Here is a 19,774-nt window from a genome sequence, read left to right as displayed (position 1 = left end):
TGGGTCTGACGGTGTGGTGGGTGAAGACGACCGGCTCCGCTCCTCGTGAGCGGAAGCGCCCCCCGGCTCCGCCGGTCTCGCTCTCCGTGCCTTCACCCTGATAGACGTCCATCCCCGCCGGGGGTTGCAGGTGGATCGAGAAGTTTTTTCGGAAGTCTTCGGCCGGGCTTCGGGATACTGCCGGAATGACGGATGAGCTGACGATTCGACCGGAGAAGACGGCGGGCGGGGGCGGCGAACGCCGGTCGCTGCGGCGGGACGTGTCGGCGCCGGCGTTGCTGGCGGGGCTGGTCTGCGTCGCGGTGTCGTTCTCCGGACCGCTGGTGGTGGTGCTCGCGGCGGCCGCCGCCGGCCGGCTGGACGCGGCGCACACGGCGTCCTGGATCTGGGCGGTGGCGATCGGCAGCGGGGTGAGCGGCTTCGCGCTCAGCTGGTGGACCCGGACGCCGGTGATCACCGCCTGGTCCACCCCGGGGGCCGCGCTGCTGGTGACCAGCCTGGGTGGCTACCCGTACCGGGAGGCGGTCGGGGCGTTCCTGGTGAGCGCGGTGGTGGTGACGCTGTTCGGGGTCACGGGCTGGTTCGGCCGGCTGATCGCGGCGGTGCCGGTGGGGATCGTGAACGCGATGCTGGCGGGCATCCTGTTCTCCTTCGGCGCCGGGATCTTCGGCGCGGTGCACGGTGCGCCGGTGCTGGTGGTGGGCAGCTTCCTGGCCTTCCTGCTGGCCAAGCGGTTCGCGCCCCGGTACGCGGTGCCGGTCGCGCTGGTGGTGGGCGGGGTGCTGGCGGCGCTGACCGTGGGGCTGCCGCTGCACCTGGGCTCGGGCGGGCCGACGGTGCCGGTGCTGACGGTGCCGGCGTTCTCCTGGTCGGCCCTGGTGGGGCTGACGCTGCCGCTCGCCATCGTCACGCTGGCCTCGCAGAACGCGCCCGGGCTCGGGGTGATGCGGGCCTTCGGCTACCGGGCGGACGACCGGCTGCTGATCGGCTCGACCGGCGCGGTGTCGATGCTGATGGCGCCGTTCGGCTCGCCGGGGGTGAACCTGGCGGCGATCACGGCGGCGATCTGCTCGGGCCCGGAGGCCCACCCGGACCCGCGTCGGCGGTACGTCGCGGGGATGTCCTCGGGCGTGCTGTACGTGGTGGTGGGCAGTTTCGGCGGGCTGCTGGTGAGCCTGTTCACCGGGTTGCCGAAGGAGCTGATCGCGGTGATCGCCGGGGTGGCGCTGCTGGCCTCGCTGCAGGGCAGCCTGGCGGCGGCGGTGGCCGAGGAGCGCGGGCGGGACGCGGCGGTGGTGACGTTCCTGGCGAGCGCCTCGGGGATGAGCCTGTTCGGCATCGGTTCGGCGTTCTGGGGGCTGCTCTTCGGGCTCGGGACGCACCTGGTGCTGGAGTGGGGGAGGCGGACCCGGGAGTGATGCGCCGAGGGGGCGGGGGAAGCACCCTCGGGAGTGATGCGCCGAGATTGATTGGTATCTCTGGTATGAAAGGAATCGTTCGGCCAGGTCGGTGACATTTTCTTCGGCCGGTAGGGGCGACACGCCGGTCCGGGTACGTCTCCGCTCCACCACCCGGGCGACACCGGGTGACCGGAGCCCCGAGGACGCACCCGTATGCCTGCTGGCAACCCTGGCCGTCTCGTCCGGAGTCTGGCCGCCCTCGTACTGGTGTCCACCGCCGTACTCCCGGCCGCCCTGGAACTCGTCGGCCCCTCGCCGTTCGGCGTGATCGGAGCGGGCGCCCCCGCCGACCGGGCACTGCCGCCGCACACCGCGCTCCGCGCCGACCAGCGGCTGCCCGTGGCCGCCCCGACCTTCGACATACGCCGCACCGGGGACCCGGCCAACCGGATCACCCTGGTGCTGCTCGGCGACGGCTACACGGCGGACGAACAGGAGGCCTTCCGGCAGCAGGCCGACAAGGCCTGGCACGCGCTGATGGACATCGAACCGTTCCGTACCTACCAGGGGTTCTTCAACATACGGCGGGTCGAGGTGGTCTCCCCGGTCTCCGGGATAGCCGAGAGCGAGAGCCGCGGCCGCCACCCCGCCACCCCGCTGGGCATGCACTTCTGGTGCGAGGGCACCGCCCGGCTGCTCTGCGCCGACGAGGGCGCCACCGCCCGCTACGCCGGGGACAGCGCCGGGCCGCAGTACCTGATCGCGCTCGCCAACTCGGGCGAGTACGGCGGCGCCGGGGGCACCGGGGTGACCACCCTGGCCGGGGGCAGTCCGGACGCCGGGCGGATCATCCAGCACGAGATCGGGCACACCGTCGGGGACCTCGGCGACGAGTACGACAGCGCCCCGGACGACGCCGACTACCCGAACCTCTCCACCCTCAACGCCGACGACATGCGCAAGAAGCAGACCAAGTGGTGGCGCTGGCTGGGCGCGGTGTCACCGGACGGCGCCGGCACCGTCGGGGCGTACCGCAGCGCCAACGGCCTCTACCGGCCCACCCCCGACTCGGTGATGCGCACCCTCGGCAGCGCCTACAACCTGCCCTCCCGCGAGGCGATCATCGAGGAGCTGTACCGCAAGGTCCGCCCCACCGACGCCCCGTCGCCGCCGCCCGGCGAGGTCGCCGGACGCCCCCGGCTGGACGTCCGGCCGCTGCCGCTGACCGGCACCCGGCAGCTCCAGGTGGACTGGAAGGTGGACGGCGCCCCGGTCGCCCCGCAGGCCGTGGACGGCGGCCGGCTGGACACCGCCCTGCTGGAGCTGGCCCCGGGCCGGACGGCGACCGTGACCGCGACCGTCCGGGACACCACGGACTGGGTGCGGGACGAGGCCTTCCGGGACCGCTACATGACCCGGTCGGTGTCCTGGACGGTCACCGGCTGAGCCACCCGGCCACCGGCACCGGCGGCTCCGCCGGCCGCTGCCGTCCGCGACCGCGCCGGCCGGCGTCCGCGAGGTCACACCCCCCGGATCTGGGCGTCCAATCATGGGATGACTAACCTGGACGGACTATGACCGTGGAGCCCGCCCGCTCAGCCCCGCCCCTGTCCGTCCCCGCTCCCCGAGCCACCGCCGAGCCCCCGGCCACCGCCGGGCCCCCCGCCGCCACCGTCCCCGCGCCGCCCGGCGGCCGCGCGGCCTGGCTGGCCTGGTCCATCGGCGTCAGCGTCTACATCCTGGCCGTCATCCACCGCACCAGCCTCGGCGTGGCCGGACTGGACGCCGCCGAGCGCTTCGGCATCGGCGCCTCGGCGCTGTCCACCTTCTCCATCCTCCAGGTGCTGGTCTACGCGGCCATGCAGGTCCCGGTCGGCCTGCTGGTCGACCGGTTCGGGCCGCGCCGGGTGCTGCTGCTCGGCGTGCTGCTGCTGAGCACCGGCCAGCTGGCCTTCGCCTTCAGCTCCTCCTTCGCCCCGGCGCTGGCCTCCCGGGCGGTGCTCGGCTGCGGCGACGCGATGACCTTCATCAGCGTGCTGCGGATAGCCGCCCGGTGGTTCCCGGCGGCGAAGAACCCGTTCGTCGCCCAGCTGACCGGGCTGGCCGGGATGGGCGGCAACCTGGTCACCACCGTGGTGCTCGCCCAGGCGCTGCACAGCGAGGGCTGGACGCCCACCTTCGCCGCGATCGCGCTGCTCGGCGTGGCGGTGTTCGCGCTGGTCGCGCTGTTCCTCCAGGACACCCCGGCGCAGGAGGAGCCGGTCCGGCCGGCGGGGGAGCGGCGGGAGCGGCCGAAGGTCCGCCGTCAGGTCCTGGACTGCTGGCGGGAGCCGGGCACCCGGCTGGGCCTGTGGATCCACTTCACCACCCAGTTCCCCGGCAACGCCTTCGGCCTGCTCTGGGGCCTGCCCTACCTGGTCGAGGCCCAGGGGATGACCCGCGGCGAGGCCGGGGGGCTGCTGACCGTGCTGGTGCTCTCCAACATGACCTGCGGCTTCGTCTTCGGCCGGCTGCTCTCCCGGACCGCCCGGGCCCGGATGCCGATCGTGTTCGGCGCCCTCGTGGCCACCGGGCTCGGCTGGGCGCTGGTGCTGGCCTGGCCGGGCGGGCACCCGCCGTTCTGGCTGCTGCTCGGGATCATCCTGGTGATGGGCAGCAACGGCCCGGCCTCGCTGGTCGGCCTGGACTTCGCGCGCGCCCGCAACCCGGTGGAGCGGCTCGGCACCGCCTCCGGGATCGTCAACATGGGCGGCTTCATCGGCACGATGATCACCCTGTTCGGCATCGGCGTGCTGCTGGACGCGCTCTCCCCGGCTGGCGCCGGGGCGTACTCGGCCGAGGCCTTCCGCTGGGCGTTCTGCTGGCAGTACGTGCCGCTGGCGGTGGGCACGGCGATGATCCTGCGGCTGCGACGGAAGGTCGCAGCCGCCTCCTGACCCCCTGAACCTCAGACGGTGACTGAGAAGTTCGCCAGCACCCGCTCGGCCAGTTCCTTGTCGCCCTCGACGCCCACCGGGCCGGGCCGGCCGCGGCCGCAGGCCAGCCGGACGTACGTCTCCCAGTCCATGGTGAGCTGGACGTCGGGGGCCAGGCTGATCGACTCGTCCACGGAGCCGCGGCCGGCCGCGTCCACCCGGACGGTGCGCAGGAACTCCACCGGGCCGGTCACGTCCACCACCAGGGCCGTCCCGGCCGGGGCGCCGGCCTGGTGGGCGACGGCCTTGGGCAGGAACTGCAGCAGGTAGTCCCGGGTGACCAGGGCTCCCGGGGAGTCCAGGTTGCCGGGGGTCTCCAGGGCCCGGCGGAGGTCCTGCTCGTGCACCCAGACGTCGAAGGCCCGCACCCGCAGCAGCTCGTGGTACGGGATGTCCCTGGCCAGCGGGCCGGCCGGCCAGCGGACCGGCTCCTCCGGCGTCTGCTTGGCGTTCCGCAGCGCGCGGGAGCGGCGGATGATCGTGTACTCCAGCTCGCCGGTCATCTCCAGCGCGGTGTGGCAGCGGCGCTTGTCGACCGGCAGTTCGACGTAGCGGGCGAACTCGGTGGTCACGTGGCGAAGGTCACGCGGCAGCGCATGGATCGGGCGCGGGTCGCCGAGCAGCTCGGACTCCACCGCGATCACGTGCGAGACGACGTCCCGGACCGACCAGCCGGTGCACTCCGTGGCCCGGTTCCACGAGCCCTCGGGAAGGGGGGCGACCAGCTCCGATATGGACTCGATGCTCTGCGTCCACGCCTCCGTGTAAGCCTGCACGGTCTGGTTGTCCGTCACGGGAATCTCCGGCCCTCCGTCAGCTTTCCTACGCTCCGCGCCCGGCCGTCGCTCTCGGCCGGGATGGCCGGCTTCCGGGCGCGCACGCTAACCGCACGTTACGCTGCCGGGAGACAGCTGGGCAGCGCTTTCGGGTGACGATCGTAGGTCTCTTGCCGTGGACGGTGGTACTGTGCGCGCTTCATTGATCCAACTCGCGGTCTCCGACGCCGAGCCGCCCGCCGAACGGCGGGCCCGGGCCGCGTCGCTGGTACGGGCCCAGCAGGGCTCCGACCTGGTGGTGTTGCCCGAGCTGTGGCCGTTGGGCGGCTTCGCCCACGAGCTCTGGTCGGACGGCGCCGAGACGCTGGACGGGCCGACTTCGGACGCGATGGCGGCCGCCGCCCGGGCCGCCGGGGTCTGGCTGCACGCCGGTTCGATCGTCGAACGCGATCCGGACGGCCCGATCTACAACACCTCGATGCTGTTCGCCCCCGACGGCGAGCTGGTGCACACCTACCGCAAGATCCACCGCTTCGGCTTCGACAGCGGCGAGGCGGTGGTGATGGGCGCCGGGCAGGAGATCGTCACCGCGCCGACCGAGTTCGGCACCCTGGGCCTGGCCACCTGCTACGACCTGCGCTTCCCGGAGCTGTTCCGGGCGCTGCTGGACGCCGGCGCCCAGCTGCTGGTGGTCCCGGCGGCCTGGCCGGCCAAGCGGCGGGAGCACTGGACGCTGCTGGCCCGGGCCCGGGCACTGGAGGAGCAGGCCTTCGTGCTGGCCTGCAACACCGCCGGGACCCACGCCGGGGTCGAGCAGGCCGGGCACAGCGTGGTGGTGGACCCGTGGGGCCGGGTGCTGGCCGAGGCCGGGCCGGACGAGCAGGTGCTGACCGTCGAGTTCGACCCGGCCGAGGTGGGCCGGGCACGGGAGGACTTCCCGGTGCTGCGGGACCGCCTGCTGGGCATCCCGGCGCCGGTCCAGCGGTAGGCGCTCGCCGGGCACGGGCGGGGGACACGGGCTTCCGGAGGGTTGGTTCGTACCTGCTCCGGACTGGTTTGAGAAGATGAGCACTCGTCGTGTTCCCCGCCGCCGGTCGGCCGGTCCGTCGCGGGTCGGCACGGCGGCCCGCCCGAGGAGGTCGCGCGCATGTCCGGCACCGGCGCCGGCGACACCCCCCGCCCCGTCATCCAGCGCAACAGCCTGCGCGAGCAGATCGCCGGCGCGCTCCGCGAGGAGATGATGGCCGGCCGGCTGGAGGCCGGCCGCAACTTCACCGTCAAGGAGATCGCCGACCTCTACGGCGTCTCCGCGACCCCGGCCCGCGAGGCCCTGGTCGACCTCGGCGCCCAGGGGCTGCTGCGGGCCGAGCACCACCGCGGCTTCACGGTGCCGGAGCTGGGCTGGGCGGACTTCCTGGAGATCTTCGAGTCCCGGGTGCTGCTCACCGACAGCTTCTACCGCCAGTTCTCCACCCGCCGGGCGCTGCCCGACCTCACCCGGCTGCCCTCGCTGCGCCGCCGGGCCGACGCGGCCGTCCGGGCCGCCCGGGCCGGGAACCTGGACGTGATGGTGGGCTGCGACCGCCGGTTCTGGCAGGAGGTCTCCGCCCTGCTCGGCAACCGCCGGATCGGGGACTACCTGGACTGGCTGCGGGTGCAGTCCTGGATGTTCGCCGCGCCCTACCTGCGGGCGATGCCCACCCTGGCCGGGGTCTGCTGGGACCGCCACCCCGACCTGGTCGACGCGATCGAGACCCACGACCTGACCGGCGCGCACCGGATCATCTGCGAGTACAACCTGTTCACCGCCCGGTTGCTGGCCGGGCTGGCCGGGCGGCCGCTGGAGTCGGTGACGGTGCTCGGGCTGCTCACCGAGGTCGCCGACGGGGAGCCGCTGCCCGTCCCGGTCGAACCGCCGGCGCCGCCACCGGCCCGGCAGCCACCGGCCCGGCCGGCGGAGGAGTCCGCGCCGGAGCCCGGGACGGCCCGGTCCGGGCGGCCCCGGCGCAGCGACGAGGTCGGCCGCGAGCTGGGCCGTGAACTGGGCCTCGGCCTCGGCCTGGTGCCGCAACCGCGCTGGGTGCCGCACACCGGGTTCGGCCGGCGGCTGCCCGAGCCGCCCCCCGAAGCTCCGCAGGGACGGCCCGATCCGCACCCCGCCCCGGGCCGGTAGGGTGGGCGGGCGTCGAACCGGGCGCCCGCACGGGCCGTCCGGGTACCGACTCCGCCCCCACCGTCGCCCCGCCCCCGCGGGCGATTCCCGCCGCCCGGAGAGGAACTGCCGGCCATGGCCTGCGACCTCTGGCTCGTCCCGCTGGTGGACGTGCTGAGCCACAGCCCCGACAACCCCTTCCGGGACGACCTAGCGCTCTACAACACGGTGTTGACCTCGCGCGGGCTGCCCGAGGTGCCGGTCTACCGGTTCGTCCCCGGACTGAGCGGGGCGGTCGAGCCGATAGCCGCCTTCGACTACGACTCGCTGCACTTCCTGCGCCGCGCCTACCTGTTGGGCCTCACCGGACTGGACATCACCCCGGTCGACTCGCTCGGCGGCGACTACGAGCAGCTGCTGGAGATGTTCGAGAGCAGCGCCGAACAGTCCCACCTGGTCTGGCACTTCGACCACGCCGGGGCGTACGTGCCGATCGAGTTCCCGGCCCCGCTGGTGGACGACACGCTGCTCGCCTCCGGCGGCCCGCTCGGCTCCAGCCACGGGCTGCTGCGCGAACTCCAGGCCGTGGCACCGGCCCTGGGCATCGACCCGCTCAACCCGCCGAACCCGACCCGGCCGCTCGGCCCGACCGGCCTGGAGCAGCCGTTCGGACCGCCGATCGACGACCTCCACCCCTTCGCCCGGGAGCGGCACGCCTGGTCGGGCCTGTACGCGGCGGCGACCCGGAGCCTCGGCCAGGGCTCGATGATCGTCTTCGCGTAGCCCTGGTGCGTCGCGCCGCGGGCCGAGGGCGTGTCCGACCATTGCCGCCGGGCGCGCGACGCCGGGGCACGCCCTAGCGCAGCGGCCCCTCCGGCGGCCGCTGGCGCGGCATGGTGGGCCTGGTCCCCGGCGGCGGCAGTACCCGCACCTGGGCGCCCACCCCGCTCTCGGTGCGCCCGCCCCACGCCCCCGCGGACTGGGTGGGCAGCTGGGTCATCGACGCGCGGAACTCCAGCATCCACTCCGAGGTCTCGGTGCGGACCATGTCCGAGACGTCCTCGCAGAACCGGCGCAGCACGCCCAGGCAGCGCTCGGCGGCCTCGCCCGCGGTGCCCTCGGTCGGGCCGAGCACCTCGCGCACGCACTCCGACGCCCAGTCGAACTGGAAGGCCTCCAGACGGCGTTGCAGAGCCTGCGCGGTGGAGACGTCCCGCATCCAGCCGGAGGTGAGCCCGAAGACCCGGTCGGTGCCGTAGCAGGCGGCGGCGAGCGCGAGGCCCACGTAGCCCCAGCCGGTGCCGTGCGCGACGGTGCCGGTGAGCTCGACCAGCGGGGCGGTCACCCCGCCCACCGCGAAGCCGGCCGACCCGAAGCGCAGCAGCCGGGCCCAGCGGCGCTTCCAGATCCGGTCCCGGCGGTACCACTCGATCGCCTCGACCGCCCGCTCCTCGGACCAGCGGTAGAGCTCCTCCAGCCGCTCGGCGGGCTCGCCCCAGTCCCCGAGCGGGAACTGGCGGGCGCTCAGATCGGTCCGGTGGCGGGTCGAGGCCCGGCGGGCCACGGCTGCGGCGGGCGGGTCCTCCTCACCGATCTCCTTGCCCCAGGCACTCTCCTCGGGCTGCATTTCCGGCTGGCTCACCTGTGGGGCTCCCTGTGGCGGGCGGGCGGCTTGGTCTGTCGGCGCATCGGCTGACGGGACGTCTGCCGGTGGTTCTCCAACAGCACTTCTTACCGCCAAATGGCTGACCGTGGGGCGCTTCACCGGTGATCGTTACCGGTTTCGGCCACCGGAACCCGAGGTGGGGCGGTTGCGGGGGTCGGCGAGATTTCACCCGTCCGAGCGAGGCGCCGGTGACCCGCCGTCCTGACCCGGGCACCCGACGCACATCCGGCCCGGCCGGGCTTGGAGGATCCTCCTACGTGATCGGTGTACGGAGCGCTCCTCCTGGAGGATCCGACGGGACCGGAGAGCGGCCGGAACAGGCCACCGACTACGCTGCCAGGCGTGAAGGTCCTCGTCATCGGCGGCGGCGCCCGCGAACACGCCCTGTGCCGCTCCCTGTCCCAAGATCCCTCCGTGACCGAGTTGCACTGTGCCCCGGGCAACGCCGGGACCGCCCAGGTGGCGACCGTTCACCCGGTCGACCAACTGGACGGCGCCCAGGTCACCGAACTCGCCGCCAGGCTCGGCGCCGACCTGGTCGTGGTCGGCCCCGAGGCCCCGCTGGTGGCCGGCGTCGCCGACGCCGTGCGCGCGGCCGGCATCCCGGTCTTCGGCCCCTCCGGCGCGGCCGCGCAGCTGGAGGGCTCCAAGGCCTTCGCCAAGGACGTGATGGCCGGCGCCGGCGTGCCCACCGCCCGCTCCTACGTCTGCACCACCGCCGAGGAGGCCGCCGAGGCACTGGACGCCTTCGGCGCCCCGTACGTGGTCAAGGACGACGGCCTGGCGGCCGGCAAGGGCGTCGTGGTCACCTCCGACCGCGCGGCCGCGCTGGCGCACGCTGCCTCCTGCGAGCGCGTGGTCATCGAGGAGTACCTGGACGGCCCCGAGGTCTCGCTGTTCGCGATCACCGACGGCACCACCGTGCTGCCGCTGCAGCCCGCGCAGGACTTCAAGCGCGCGCTGGACGGCGACGAGGGCCCCAACACCGGCGGCATGGGCGCCTACTCGCCGCTGCCGTGGGCACCGGCCGGGCTGGTCCAGGAGGTCCTGGACACCGTCCTCCAGCCGACGGTGGACGAACTGCGCCGCCGCGGCACCGAGTTCTCCGGCCTGCTGTACGCGGGCCTGGCGCTCACCTCCCGCGGCACCCGGGTGATCGAGTTCAACGCCCGCTTCGGCGACCCGGAGACCCAGGTCGTGCTGGCCCGGCTGCGCACCCCGCTGGCCGGCGTGCTGCTGGCCTCCGCCACCGGCGCCCTGGACCAGCTGGAGCCGCTGCGCTGGGACGAGGGGGCGGCCGTCACCGTGGTCGTCGCCTCCGAGGGCTACCCGGCCGCGCCCCGCACCGGCGACCCGATCGAGGGCCTGGCCGAGGCCGAGGCGGACGGCACCGCGTACGTGCTGCACGCCGGCACGGTGGCGGACCGGGACGGCCGGGTGCTCAGCGCCGGCGGCCGTGTCCTGTCGGTCACCGCGACCGGAGCCGACCTGGCCGAGGCCCGCGAGCGCGCGTACGCGGCTGTGGACCGGATCTCCCTCAAGGGCGGCCAGCACCGCACCGACATCGCCCTCAAGGCGGCCACCGCCTGAGGCACCCCGCGCGTCCCTCGCGGCCCCCGTGCGAACCACTCGCACGGGGGCCGCGCCGTAGCCCGCGCCGTAGCCCGCGCCGTAGGGCCCGCGTCATCCCTGAGCGAGCCCGGGAAGAGCGGAGAAACAACCCACAGGGCGCAGCGCCTCCGGCGTTTCCCGGGTGGGGGCGGTCCCGGGGTGCGACTCACCGTTCGGCGGGCGGATTCCAGCCCATCGGGTGATAGCACCCGCATCCGGCTGACGTAACCGGGCGCCCGGCCTTATGGTGCGCTGGATCGCCGTACGACGGGCCGTGCGCCGGGGGCGCCGCCGGGTAGCGGCGCGCCCGCGGGGGGATGCTGGACGGCGATCGGCCGGACGGTCGCCCGGTGCTTCGCACCGGACCGGTCGTGGGAGTCCGGACTTCGGACGGCGTCACCTCGACGACCGGGCGGCGTCACCGGGACGAGTGGAAACCGGGCCGATCCGGAACACCCGCCCGCACCGGGGCGTCGAAAATGGCAGTAGCGCCACACAGCATGCACTGCCGGGGATCGGACGCCTCCGCTTCCCGGTCGGAACTGATCGTTTCGAGTCGGCTCAGGGCCCGTAGCGGGTGCCCGAGGGCTCCGAAGGGGGTGCCGCACCGTATGGCTGTCGACACCGCGCGCGCTCATGCCCAAGCGGTCCTGCGGATCCGGGGCCTGGCTCTGGCCGTGGCCGTCCTGCCCGCCGCCGTCGCGGTGGTCCTGCTCGCGGGCCGGTTCACCGGCCGGATCGGGGCCGCCGGTTCCTCCGACGCCGCCGGCTGGGACGCCGCCCGCTGGGTGTTCTGCGCGATCGCCACGCTGACCCTGCTGGTGGCCGGGCTGACCGCCCGCGCCCTGCGCCGGGCCGTCCCGCCGCGGACCCCGGCCGTGCCGGTCGAGCGGTCCGCCGCCCCCGAGCTGTACCGGCTGATCGACGAACTGGCCGACCGGCTGGACGTCCCCGCGCCCTCCGCGGTGGCCCTCACCCCGGACTGCGACAGCTGGCTGGAGGACGTCGCACCGCCGCGGCGCCCCCGCGGGCCGCGCCCGCACGCCGCGCCCCCCGCGCCGGTACTGGTGATCGGCTCGCCCTTCCTGTGGTGGATGCGGGCCGGCGAACTGCGCGCCCTGCTCGCCCCCGTGGTGGCCGGTACGGCCGCCTCCGCGGACCCGGAGATCGCCGCCGCCCGGCGCTTCCTGCGCAGCCTGGACGCCTGTCTGGACTCCGGCGCGGGCACGGCCTCCGGTCTCGGCGGCGGCACCCTGGCCGAGCCGCCCGCCCCGCCCCGCCCCGGCCCGGCCGGGTTCGCCGACCGGATCACCCAGCGGATCACCCGCCGGCTGCTGGGCGCCTGCCGCGGCCACTCCGCCGAGCTGGAGCGGTCCGTCGCGAGCTGGGCCTCCGAGCAGGCCAGGACGGTCGACTACGGCCTGCGGATCGCCGCCCAGGAGCAGGTCGGCCTGGCCTACGCCGGCTGGGACCGGCTGCTCACCCGGGTCGCGCTGCCCGCCTGGCGGCTCGGCCGCCACCCGGCGCACCTGAACGCCGGAGTGGTCGCCGCACTGACCGAGCTGTCCCGCCGCGACCGGCTGGCCGACGGCTACGGCACCCGGCTCGGCGACCGCCCCGCCTGCGACCTGCTGGAGGAGCCCGGCACGGTGGACCGGGCGGTCTCCCGGCTCGCCGCCGAGCTGTTCTTCGGCCGCCCGGCGGGCGGCGTCTGGCACGAGCTGGAGTGGGCCGACTACCCGGCCGAGGCGGTGGACGCCGGCTGGCGGGCCCGGGCCGCCTCCCTGCAGTCCGCGCTGGACCGGCTGGCCCCGCAGTCCCGCCCCGGCGCCCCGACCCTCACCCGGCTGCTGGTCCGGCTCGCCGAGGGCGACGGCGAGCAGCTGGCCGCGGCCCTGGCCGCCCAGCTCGCCCGCACCACCGCCCCGGCGCCGCTGCTCGAACCCGACCGCACCGGCCGCGACCTGCTGGTCGACCACGTCACCGCGATGGTCTGCTGCGCCGCCGTGGACACCGCGGGCGGCGCCCCCGGGCTGGACTGGCTGGACGGCCCGGTGCTGCTGCTCGGCGGGGTCCGCCGCACCGACCTGGCCGGCCCGGTGGCCCAGGCCGTGGAGCAGGGCCAGGACGGACCGCTGCGCGCCTGGCTGGACGCCGCCGAGGTCCGGCTGGAGAAACCCGTCCGCCTCTGATGTCGCTACCGTCCCGGGCGGCGCTCGGTGCCCCGGCACGCGCCCCCGGGAGCCCCGGCCGCCGGCCGTCTCCGCAGGCCGGAGGCCCTGCCCCGACGGCCCGGAAGATTCTCGACACCAATTGCCACCGTGGGGTGACGGAGCGCCAGCACGGTGTGGTGTATTAGACCGCACGCACATCCGGGGGGCACGTGCCAGCCGGACGGAAGTGCACCTGGGAGGGGCGCGTGGGGACCGAACTCAACCGCCGCTGGGAGTCGGGCACGCACGCTTACAGCGTCTCCGACCCCTTCGGCCAGGGCCCGTTGCCCTGGCTGCGCAGCCCCGAGCAGTACCTGGCCGGGGCCGAGGGCGCCGTGCCCTGGTACGTCTCGGTGGACGCGCCCGGCCAGCAGCCGCTGTCGGCGGGCGTGCGGCCCAAGCCGCCGGTCGGCACCCCGCAGAGCTCCAACGACGTGGACCAGCAGATCAAGGGCTTCGCCTCGGCCGGGGTGGTCCGCCCCGGCGGCTCGGTGGACTTCCGGGTCACCGTCAACCCGCCCCGCGAGTTCACCGTGGACGTCTACCGGATCGGCCACTACGGCGGCGACGGCGCCCGCCACATGACGTCCAGCCCGCTGATCGCCGGGCTGGTCCAGCCCGCCCCGCTGGTGGTCGAGCGGACGGTCTCCTGCCACCACTGGTGGCACTCCTGGCGGCTGCAGGTCCCGCCGCACTGGAAGCCCGGCGCGTACGTCGCCGTGCTGACCACCGCGGACATGCTGCACCGCAGCCACATCCCGTTCACCGTAAGGGACTTCGCCGACCAGGGGCATACCGCCGAACTGCTCCTGGTGGTCCCGGACGTGACCTGGCAGGCGTACAACCTGTTCCCCGAGGACGGTCGCACCGGCGCCAGCCTCTACCACGCCTGGGACGGCCGGGGCGGCCTGGTCGGCGAGCCCGAGGCGGCCGTCACCGTCTCCTTCGACCGCCCGCACGCCACCGCCGGACTGCCGCTGCACGTCGGCCACGCCTACGACTTCATCCGCTGGGCCGAGCGCTACGGCTACGACCTCTCCTACGCCACCGCCACCGACCTGCACGCCGGGCTGGTGGACCCGGGCGAGCACCGCGCGCTGGTCTTCCCCGGCCACGACGAGTACTGGTCCGAGCCGATGCGCCGGGCCGCCGAGCGGGCCCGGGACGGCGGCACCTCGCTGGTCTTCCTGTCCGCCAACACCATGTACTGGCGGGTCGAACTGACCGCCGCCGCCTCCGGCGAGCCCCACCGGCTGCTCAACTGCCGCAAGCGGCAGAAGGTCGGGCCGGGCAGCCCGGCCGCCGGGGTGCCCGGCGCGGCCAGCGCGCTGTGGCGGGACGCCGGTGAGCCCGAGCAGCACCTGCTCGGGGTGCAGTACTCGGGCCGGGTCGCCGCGCCCGTACCGCTGGTCGCCCGGCACACCGCGCACTGGCTGTGGGACGGCACCGGGCTGCAGGAGGGCGACGAGCTGCCCGGCCTGGTCGCGGGGGAGGCCGACCGGTACTACCCGAAGGTCGCGCTGCCCGAGCACGCCGAGCGGGTGCTGCTGGCCCACTCGCCGTACCGGGACCTGGCCGGCCGCACCCGCTACCAGGAGACCTCGCTGTACCGGGCGCCCAGCGGCGCGTACGTCTTCGCGGCCGGCACCTTCGCCTGGTCGCCCGCCCTCGGTCGCCCCGGGCTCACCGACGAACGGGTCCAGCGGGCCACCGCCAACCTGCTGGACCGCCTCTGCAAGAACTGAGTCCGGGCTGCGCAGGAGCCGAGCTCCGGCTCCGCAGGAACCGGGGCCGGGCGGGCGTGAAAGACTGCGGGAGCAGTGACCTCCCCTTTCGCGGGTGCCCCACGCCCGTGAACGACCCCTGAGGACTGAACACCTTGAGCGGATTTGTCACCAAGCCCGAGCCGGTCCTGGTACCCGGCCTGGTCCACCTGCACACCGGCAAGGTGCGCGACCTGTACCGCACCGAGGCGGGCGAGCTGGTGATGGTGGCCAGCGACCGGACGTCCGCCCACGACTGGGTGCTGCCGAACGAGATCCCGGACAAGGGCCGGGTGCTCACCCAGCTCTCGCTGTGGTGGTTCGAGCGGATCGCCGACATCGTCCCCAACCACGTGATCTCCACCGAGGTCCCGGTCGGCGCCCCCGCCGACTGGAAGGGCCGCACGCTGATCTGCAAGAGCCTGGACATGATCCCGGTCGAGGCGGTCGCCCGCGGCTACCTGGCCGGCTCCGGCCTGACCGAGTACCGGGAGAGCCGCACGGTCTGCGGCATCGCCCTGCCGGAGGGCCTGGAGAACAGCTCCGAGCTGCCCGCCCCGATCTACACCCCGGCCCTCAAGGCCGAGGTCGGTGAGCACGACGAGAACGTCCCCTACGAGGAGACCGCCCGCCGGATCGGCGCCGAGCTGGCCAACCAGGTCCGCCGCACCACCCTGGACGTCTACTCCCGGGCCCGCGACATCGCCCGCGACCGCGGCATCATCCTGGCCGACACCAAGTTCGAGTTCGGCCTGCTGGACGGCGAGCTGATCATCGGCGACGAGGTGCTCACCCCGGACTCCTCCCGCTACTGGCCGGCCGACGAGTACGAGCCGGGCCGCTCGCAGGCGTCCTTCGACAAGCAGCTGATCCGCGACTGGCTGGTCTCCCCGGCCTCCGGCTGGGACCGCTACAGCGAGCAGCCGCCGCCGGAGCTGCCCGCCGAGCTGGTCGAGCGGACCCGCGCCAAGTACATCGAGGTGTACGAGCGGCTGACCGGCACCAGCTGGGTGTGACCTCCCCGACCGCCCGCGGGCACGGCCGCTAGATCCAGCCGTGCTCGCGGGCGATCCGCACCGCCGCGTGCCGGTTCTCCGCGCCCAGCTTGGTGGCCGCCGAGGACAGGTAGTTGCGCACGGTGCCCTGGGACAGCGCGGCCCGCTCGGCGATCTCCGCGATCGGGGTGCCGTCCGCGGCCAGCTCCAGGACGTCCGTCTCGCGCGGGGTCAGCGGGGTCTCCCCGGCACTGATCGCGTCCGCCGCCAGCTCCGGGTCCACGTACCGGCCGCCGGAGCGCACGGTGCGGATGATGCCGGCCAGGTCGGCCGCGGAGACGGTCTTCGGCAGGAAGCCGCGCACCCCGACCTCCAGTGCCCGCTTCAGGTAGCCGGGCCGGCCGTGGCCGGTGACGATCATGCAGCGGCACTCCGGCAGCAGCCGGCGCAGCTCGCTGGCCACCTCGATGCCGTCCTTGCCGGGCATCTGCAGGTCCAGCACCGCGATGTCCGGCCGGTGCGACCGAGCCATCGCCAGCGCCTCCGGGCCGGAGCCGGCCTGGGCGACCACCTCGATGTCGTCCTCCAGCGAGAGCAGCGCGGCCAGTGCGCCGCGGATCAGGTGCTCGTCGTCGGCGAGCAGGACGCGGACGGGCGCGGTGTTCTCGGTCATCGGGCGGCCTTCCTCGGTTACGGGGTTCGGAGCGGTACGGCGGCGAGCACCCGGAAGGTGCCCGGCACGGCCGTCGGGACGGTCAGTTCACCGTCGTGGGCGGCCAGCCGTTCGCGCAGGCCGCGCAGCCCGGTGCCGGCGCCCTGGGAGGGGATCGGGACCTCCGGCACGCCGTCGTTCTCCAGCTCCAGCACTGCCCGGCCGTCCTCCCGCCGCAGCCGGATCAGGCAGTGGGCGGCCTCGCTGTGCCGCAACACGTTGGTGGTGGCCTCGCGGATCACCCAGCCGAGCACCGATTGGACCGCCAGCGGCAGCCGGTCGGCGTTCTCGCCGAGGTCGATCTCGCAGGCGATGTCGGCGGAGCGCAGCACCGCCCGGGCACCGATCGCCTCGGCGTGCAGGTCGGCGGTGCGGTAGCCGCGAATGACGTCCCGGACCTCGCGCTGCGAATCCTGGGCGATCTTCTGCACCTCGGCCATCTGCTCGGCGGCCTCCGGGCGCCCGCGCCGGGCGAGCTGGACGGCGAGTTCGCTCTTCAGCGCGATGGTGGTGAGGTTGCGGCCCATCACGTCGTGCAGGTCGCGGGAGAAGCGCAGCCGCTCCTCGGCGACGGCCAGTCGGGACTGCGCCTCGCGGGCGGCGTCCAGCTCCCAGACGATGGCGGTCACCCAGGCGAAGCTGCGGCAGCTGCCGATCAGGATGAGCGTGCCGATGGCCGCGCCGACCAGCCATCCCGTGGTGACGGCGGGGCTGATGCCGGCCAGCAGCATCGCGGGGGCGAGCGCGAGCGGTAGCGCGGCTCCGGCGAGGAAGGCCCAGCGCAACCGCAGACCCACCCCCGCGGGGCCCGCGGTCGCGCTCACCAGGGTGGCGGCGACCACTGCGGTGAACGGTGGGCCGGGATGGGACGACGCCCCGTCGGAGGACGGGCCGAGTAGCAGCACGGCCCAGGAACCGACCACCGTGAGGACGGCGTTGACGATCAGCCAGCGCCGGTGGGTGCTGGGCCGCCCCAGGTAGTGGTCGAGCGAGGTGCGGTAGGCCCGGAGGGTGACCAGGACCGAGGCGAGGGGCAGGACCAGGGCGACCTGGGTGGCGGCCGTCGCGCCCGTGTTCCGCATCGAGGAGGCGATGGCCAGCAGGTTCAGCGGCAGCATGAACCACGCCATCAGGTAGAGCGACCAGCGGAAGTACAGCTCGGCGCGTTGCGGCTTGCCGTAGCCCTTCCAGCGGCGGATAGGCCCCCGGACCATCGCAGTGCTCCCCGTCTGATCACGATCGTGTCGCTGCCTTCATATCAGAGGTCGAACGGGGAGGGGCCCTTCGGATTCCACCCAGGTCAGCGCCGCGGCTCCCAGCGGAAGTAGCGGACCGCGCCCCAGACCGCCAGGCCGAGCCAGACCGTACCGGTGACCAGGTACGGGGCGGCGGCGCCCCAGCTGCCGAGGAAGCCGGTCGGGGCGGCCGAGCCGTCGGTGCCGAACCAGCCGACCCGGATCAGCTGGAAGGCCGGGGTGGTCGGCAGCAGGCGGCAGATGTCGGCCAGCTGCGAGGGCATGACCTCCAGCGGGACGAACAGGCCGGAGCCGAACTGCATGACCAGCATGACCGGCAGGGTGGTGATGCCCGCGCTCTCCACGGTCTTGGTGAAGGCGCTGGAGAGCGCGGCCAGGGCGATCATGGTGGCCAGGGTCAGCACCAGGCCGACCAGCATCAGCAGCGGGTTGACCGGCACGGCCAGGTGCAGGCCGAGGCTGCCGCCGATCCCGATCAGGGCGGCCATCAGCAGGCCGAGGACGAGCGAGGGGACGGCGGTGCCGAGCAGGATCTCCAGGTCCCTGGCCTCGCCGGTGCGCAGTCGCTTGAGCACCAGCTCGCCGCGCCGCCCGACGTACGCGGCGGTCAGGTTGTAGTAGACGACGAAGGCCAGGATCATCCCGACCGAGCCGTAGACCAGCAGTGAGTCGACGTCCAGCCCGGGGGTGTTCTCGGCCTGCTTCCTGAGCATTCCGCGCAGGGTGCTGATCAGCACCACCGGCAGCACCACGGCGGTGAAGAGCGCGGTGCGGTTGCGCAGCAGCAGGGTGGCCTCGGCGCGGCCGAGGGCGAACAGCCGGCCGGCGGTGGTGCTCGGGGCACCCGTGGCGGTGGTGGCGGCGGTGGTCATCGGGCGGATCCGATCAGGCGGCGGCGGGCGGGACGGGTGGGCCCTGAAGGCGGTGTGGTGCGCGGTGGGGCCTGGTGGGCGGCCTCGGAGGCGATGGCCAGGAAGGCCTCCTCCAGCGAGGCGCTGCGGGCGTCCAGGGCGCCGAGGGCGATTCCGTGGTGCCGGGCCCAGCCGAGCAGGTCGGTGAGGGTGTCCTGGAGACCGGTGCTCTGCACGGTGACCTTGCGGCCGTCGACGGTGACCTCGGCCCCGGGCAGGACGGGCAGCGCGCTGCCGGTGAACTCGGGGAGTTCGAAGGTGATCCGGGAGGGCCGGCCGGCGATCACCTCGGCGACGGTGCCGGTGGTGACGACCCGGCCGCCGTGCATGATGGCGAGCCGGTCGGCGAGCTCCTCGGCCTCCTCCAGGTAGTGGGTGGTGAGCAGCACCGTGGTGCCCTGGGCGCGCAGTTCGCGCACCAGCCGCCAGACGGCGGCGCGCGCCTCCGGGTCGAGGCCGGTGCTGGGCTCGTCCAGGAACAGCACTTCGGGACGGCCGAGCAGGGCCATCGCGAGGTCGAGCCGGCGCCGTTCGCCGCCGGAGAGCTGCTTGACCCGGACGTCGGCGCGGTGGCCGAGGCCGACCAGGTCCAGGGCCTCCGCGACCGGGCGGGCGCCGCTGGTCACCCCGGCCCAGGTGCGGCCGGTCTCGGCGGCGGTGAGTTCGCCGGGGAAGCCGCCCTCCTGGAGCATGATGCCGATCCGCGGCCGGACGGCGGTGCGCTCCTTGAAGGGGTCGTGGCCGAGCACCCGGACGGTGCCCCCGCCGGGCGCGGCCAGGCCCTCGATGACCTCCATGGTGGAGGTCTTGCCGGCGCCGTTGGTGCCGAGCAGGGCGAACAGCTCGCCGCGGCCGACGGTCAGGTCGACGCCGCGGACGGCGTGGTACTCGGTGGCGCCGGTGCCGTAGTGGCGGTGCAGGTCGGTGACCTCGATCACGCTGTCGCCGGGGCGGGCTGGCTGGCTCTTCTCCATGCCTCAAGCCTTCCGCCGGCCCGGCCGCGCGGGCAGTGCGCGCCGTCATGAACCGGCGGTGCGGATCCACGGGTCGGCGATGACAAATGTCATGGGGAGGAGTGGGGGAGGAAGTGCGGGAATACGCCGAAGGCCCCCTCGATCGAGGGGGCCTTCGTTCTGGAGCGGACGACGAGATTCGAACTCGCGACCCTCACCTTGGCAAGGTGATGCTCTACCAACTGAGCCACGTCCGCAGGGTCAAGATATTGAGTTGTGCTGTGCTCGCGCACTGCGAGCGGACGACGAGATTCGAACTCGCGACCCTCACCTTGGCAAGGTGATGCTCTACCAACTGAGCCACGTCCGCGCGGTGCCTGGTGGGGCACCC

16 protein-coding genes and 2 tRNA genes are annotated in these 19,774 nt (G+C 74.2%); 10 read left to right on the top strand and 8 right to left on the bottom strand.

What is annotated here, in order from left to right:
- Positions 1-185: 185 nt before the first annotated feature.
- The 3 genes from ACZ3YL_RS10860 (at position 186) to ACZ3YL_RS10850 (ending at position 4,336) form a co-directional block, all read left to right on the top strand.
- Entirely contained in the window at positions 186-1,418 is a 1,233-nt protein-coding gene (locus ACZ3YL_RS10860; protein ID WP_188303936.1) for a benzoate/H(+) symporter BenE family transporter, read from the top strand.
- Between the two features lie 195 nt (positions 1,419-1,613).
- Entirely contained in the window at positions 1,614-2,846 is a 1,233-nt protein-coding gene (locus tag ACZ3YL_RS10855) for a M64 family metallopeptidase (protein WP_188303937.1), read from the top strand.
- A gap of 128 nt (positions 2,847-2,974) precedes the next feature.
- Positions 2,975-4,336 (top strand): MFS transporter, encoded by a 1,362-nt coding sequence (locus ACZ3YL_RS10850; RefSeq protein WP_188303938.1) that lies wholly within the window; start codon positions 2,975-2,977, stop codon positions 4,334-4,336.
- An 11-nt stretch (positions 4,337-4,347) separates the two neighbouring features.
- Here ACZ3YL_RS10850 and ACZ3YL_RS10845 read toward each other — a convergent pair whose 3' ends face one another.
- Positions 4,348-5,169, bottom strand: coding sequence for a maleylpyruvate isomerase family mycothiol-dependent enzyme (locus ACZ3YL_RS10845; RefSeq protein WP_465656687.1), 822 nt, complete (start codon positions 5,167-5,169; stop codon positions 4,348-4,350).
- A 172-nt stretch (positions 5,170-5,341) separates the two neighbouring features.
- Here ACZ3YL_RS10845 and ACZ3YL_RS10840 point away from each other — a divergent pair, with 172 nt between their 5' ends.
- From ACZ3YL_RS10840 to ACZ3YL_RS10830, 3 genes are all read left to right on the top strand, one after another.
- Positions 5,342-6,139 carry a carbon-nitrogen family hydrolase gene (locus tag ACZ3YL_RS10840; RefSeq protein WP_188303940.1) on the top strand — a complete coding sequence of 266 codons (798 nt, stop codon included), beginning with the start codon at positions 5,342-5,344 and terminating at the stop codon, positions 6,137-6,139.
- Between the two features lie 159 nt (positions 6,140-6,298).
- A complete protein-coding gene (locus tag ACZ3YL_RS10835) occupies positions 6,299-7,324 on the top strand; it encodes a GntR family transcriptional regulator (protein ID WP_465656685.1) in 1,026 nt (341 codons plus the stop codon).
- Positions 7,325-7,438: 114 nt separating this feature from the next.
- Entirely contained in the window at positions 7,439-8,086 is a 648-nt protein-coding gene (locus ACZ3YL_RS10830; RefSeq protein WP_188303942.1) for a hypothetical protein, read from the top strand.
- Between the two features lie 73 nt (positions 8,087-8,159).
- Here ACZ3YL_RS10830 and ACZ3YL_RS10825 read toward each other — a convergent pair whose 3' ends face one another.
- Positions 8,160-8,945 (bottom strand): SLATT domain-containing protein, encoded by a 786-nt coding sequence (locus ACZ3YL_RS10825; protein WP_317620975.1) that lies wholly within the window; start codon positions 8,943-8,945, stop codon positions 8,160-8,162.
- 366 nt (positions 8,946-9,311) lie between these two features.
- On the opposite strand from ACZ3YL_RS10825, the gene purD reads away from it, so the two are divergent.
- From purD to ACZ3YL_RS10805, 4 genes are all read left to right on the top strand, one after another.
- Positions 9,312-10,559, top strand: coding sequence for a phosphoribosylamine--glycine ligase (gene purD, locus ACZ3YL_RS10820; protein ID WP_188303943.1), 1,248 nt, complete (start codon positions 9,312-9,314; stop codon positions 10,557-10,559).
- A gap of 632 nt (positions 10,560-11,191) precedes the next feature.
- Positions 11,192-12,772: a hypothetical protein gene (locus ACZ3YL_RS10815; RefSeq protein WP_465656683.1), complete on the top strand. Its 1,581-nt coding sequence runs from the start codon at positions 11,192-11,194 to the stop codon at positions 12,770-12,772.
- A 227-nt stretch (positions 12,773-12,999) separates the two neighbouring features.
- Positions 13,000-14,538: a N,N-dimethylformamidase beta subunit family domain-containing protein gene (locus ACZ3YL_RS10810; protein WP_188307401.1), complete on the top strand. Its 1,539-nt coding sequence runs from the start codon at positions 13,000-13,002 to the stop codon at positions 14,536-14,538.
- Positions 14,539-14,672: 134 nt separating this feature from the next.
- Positions 14,673-15,572, top strand: coding sequence for a phosphoribosylaminoimidazolesuccinocarboxamide synthase (locus tag ACZ3YL_RS10805; RefSeq protein ID WP_465656681.1), 900 nt, complete (start codon positions 14,673-14,675; stop codon positions 15,570-15,572).
- A 28-nt stretch (positions 15,573-15,600) separates the two neighbouring features.
- Here the strand turns inward: ACZ3YL_RS10805 and ACZ3YL_RS10800 are convergent, their stop codons facing one another.
- The 6 genes from ACZ3YL_RS10800 to ACZ3YL_RS10775 all read right to left on the bottom strand — a co-directional run bounded on the left by ACZ3YL_RS10800 (position 15,601) and on the right by ACZ3YL_RS10775 (position 19,753).
- Positions 15,601-16,224, bottom strand: a complete 624-nt coding sequence (locus tag ACZ3YL_RS10800; RefSeq protein WP_188307403.1) for a response regulator transcription factor — start codon at positions 16,222-16,224, stop codon at positions 15,601-15,603.
- A gap of 17 nt (positions 16,225-16,241) precedes the next feature.
- A complete protein-coding gene (locus ACZ3YL_RS10795) occupies positions 16,242-17,477 on the bottom strand; it encodes a sensor histidine kinase (RefSeq protein ID WP_465656679.1) in 1,236 nt (411 codons plus the stop codon).
- Between the two features lie 86 nt (positions 17,478-17,563).
- On the bottom strand, positions 17,564-18,391 hold the full coding sequence (locus ACZ3YL_RS10790) for an ABC transporter permease (RefSeq protein WP_465656678.1): 828 nt from the start codon (positions 18,389-18,391) through the stop codon (positions 17,564-17,566).
- Positions 18,388-19,404, bottom strand: a complete 1,017-nt coding sequence (locus ACZ3YL_RS10785; protein WP_188307406.1) for an ABC transporter ATP-binding protein — start codon at positions 19,402-19,404, stop codon at positions 18,388-18,390. Before ACZ3YL_RS10785 ends, ACZ3YL_RS10790 begins: the two co-directional genes overlap by 4 nt.
- Positions 19,405-19,564: 160 nt before the next feature.
- Positions 19,565-19,640, bottom strand: a tRNA-Gly gene (locus ACZ3YL_RS10780).
- 40 nt (positions 19,641-19,680) lie between these two features.
- A tRNA-Gly gene (locus ACZ3YL_RS10775) sits at positions 19,681-19,753 on the bottom strand.
- Positions 19,754-19,774: the final 21 nt, after the last annotated feature.

It is taken from the genome of Kitasatospora sp. NPDC023176, assembly GCF_055560495.1.
The sequence above is the reverse complement of the archived record's forward strand: the minus strand, read 5'-3'. Positions and strand labels throughout refer to the sequence as shown.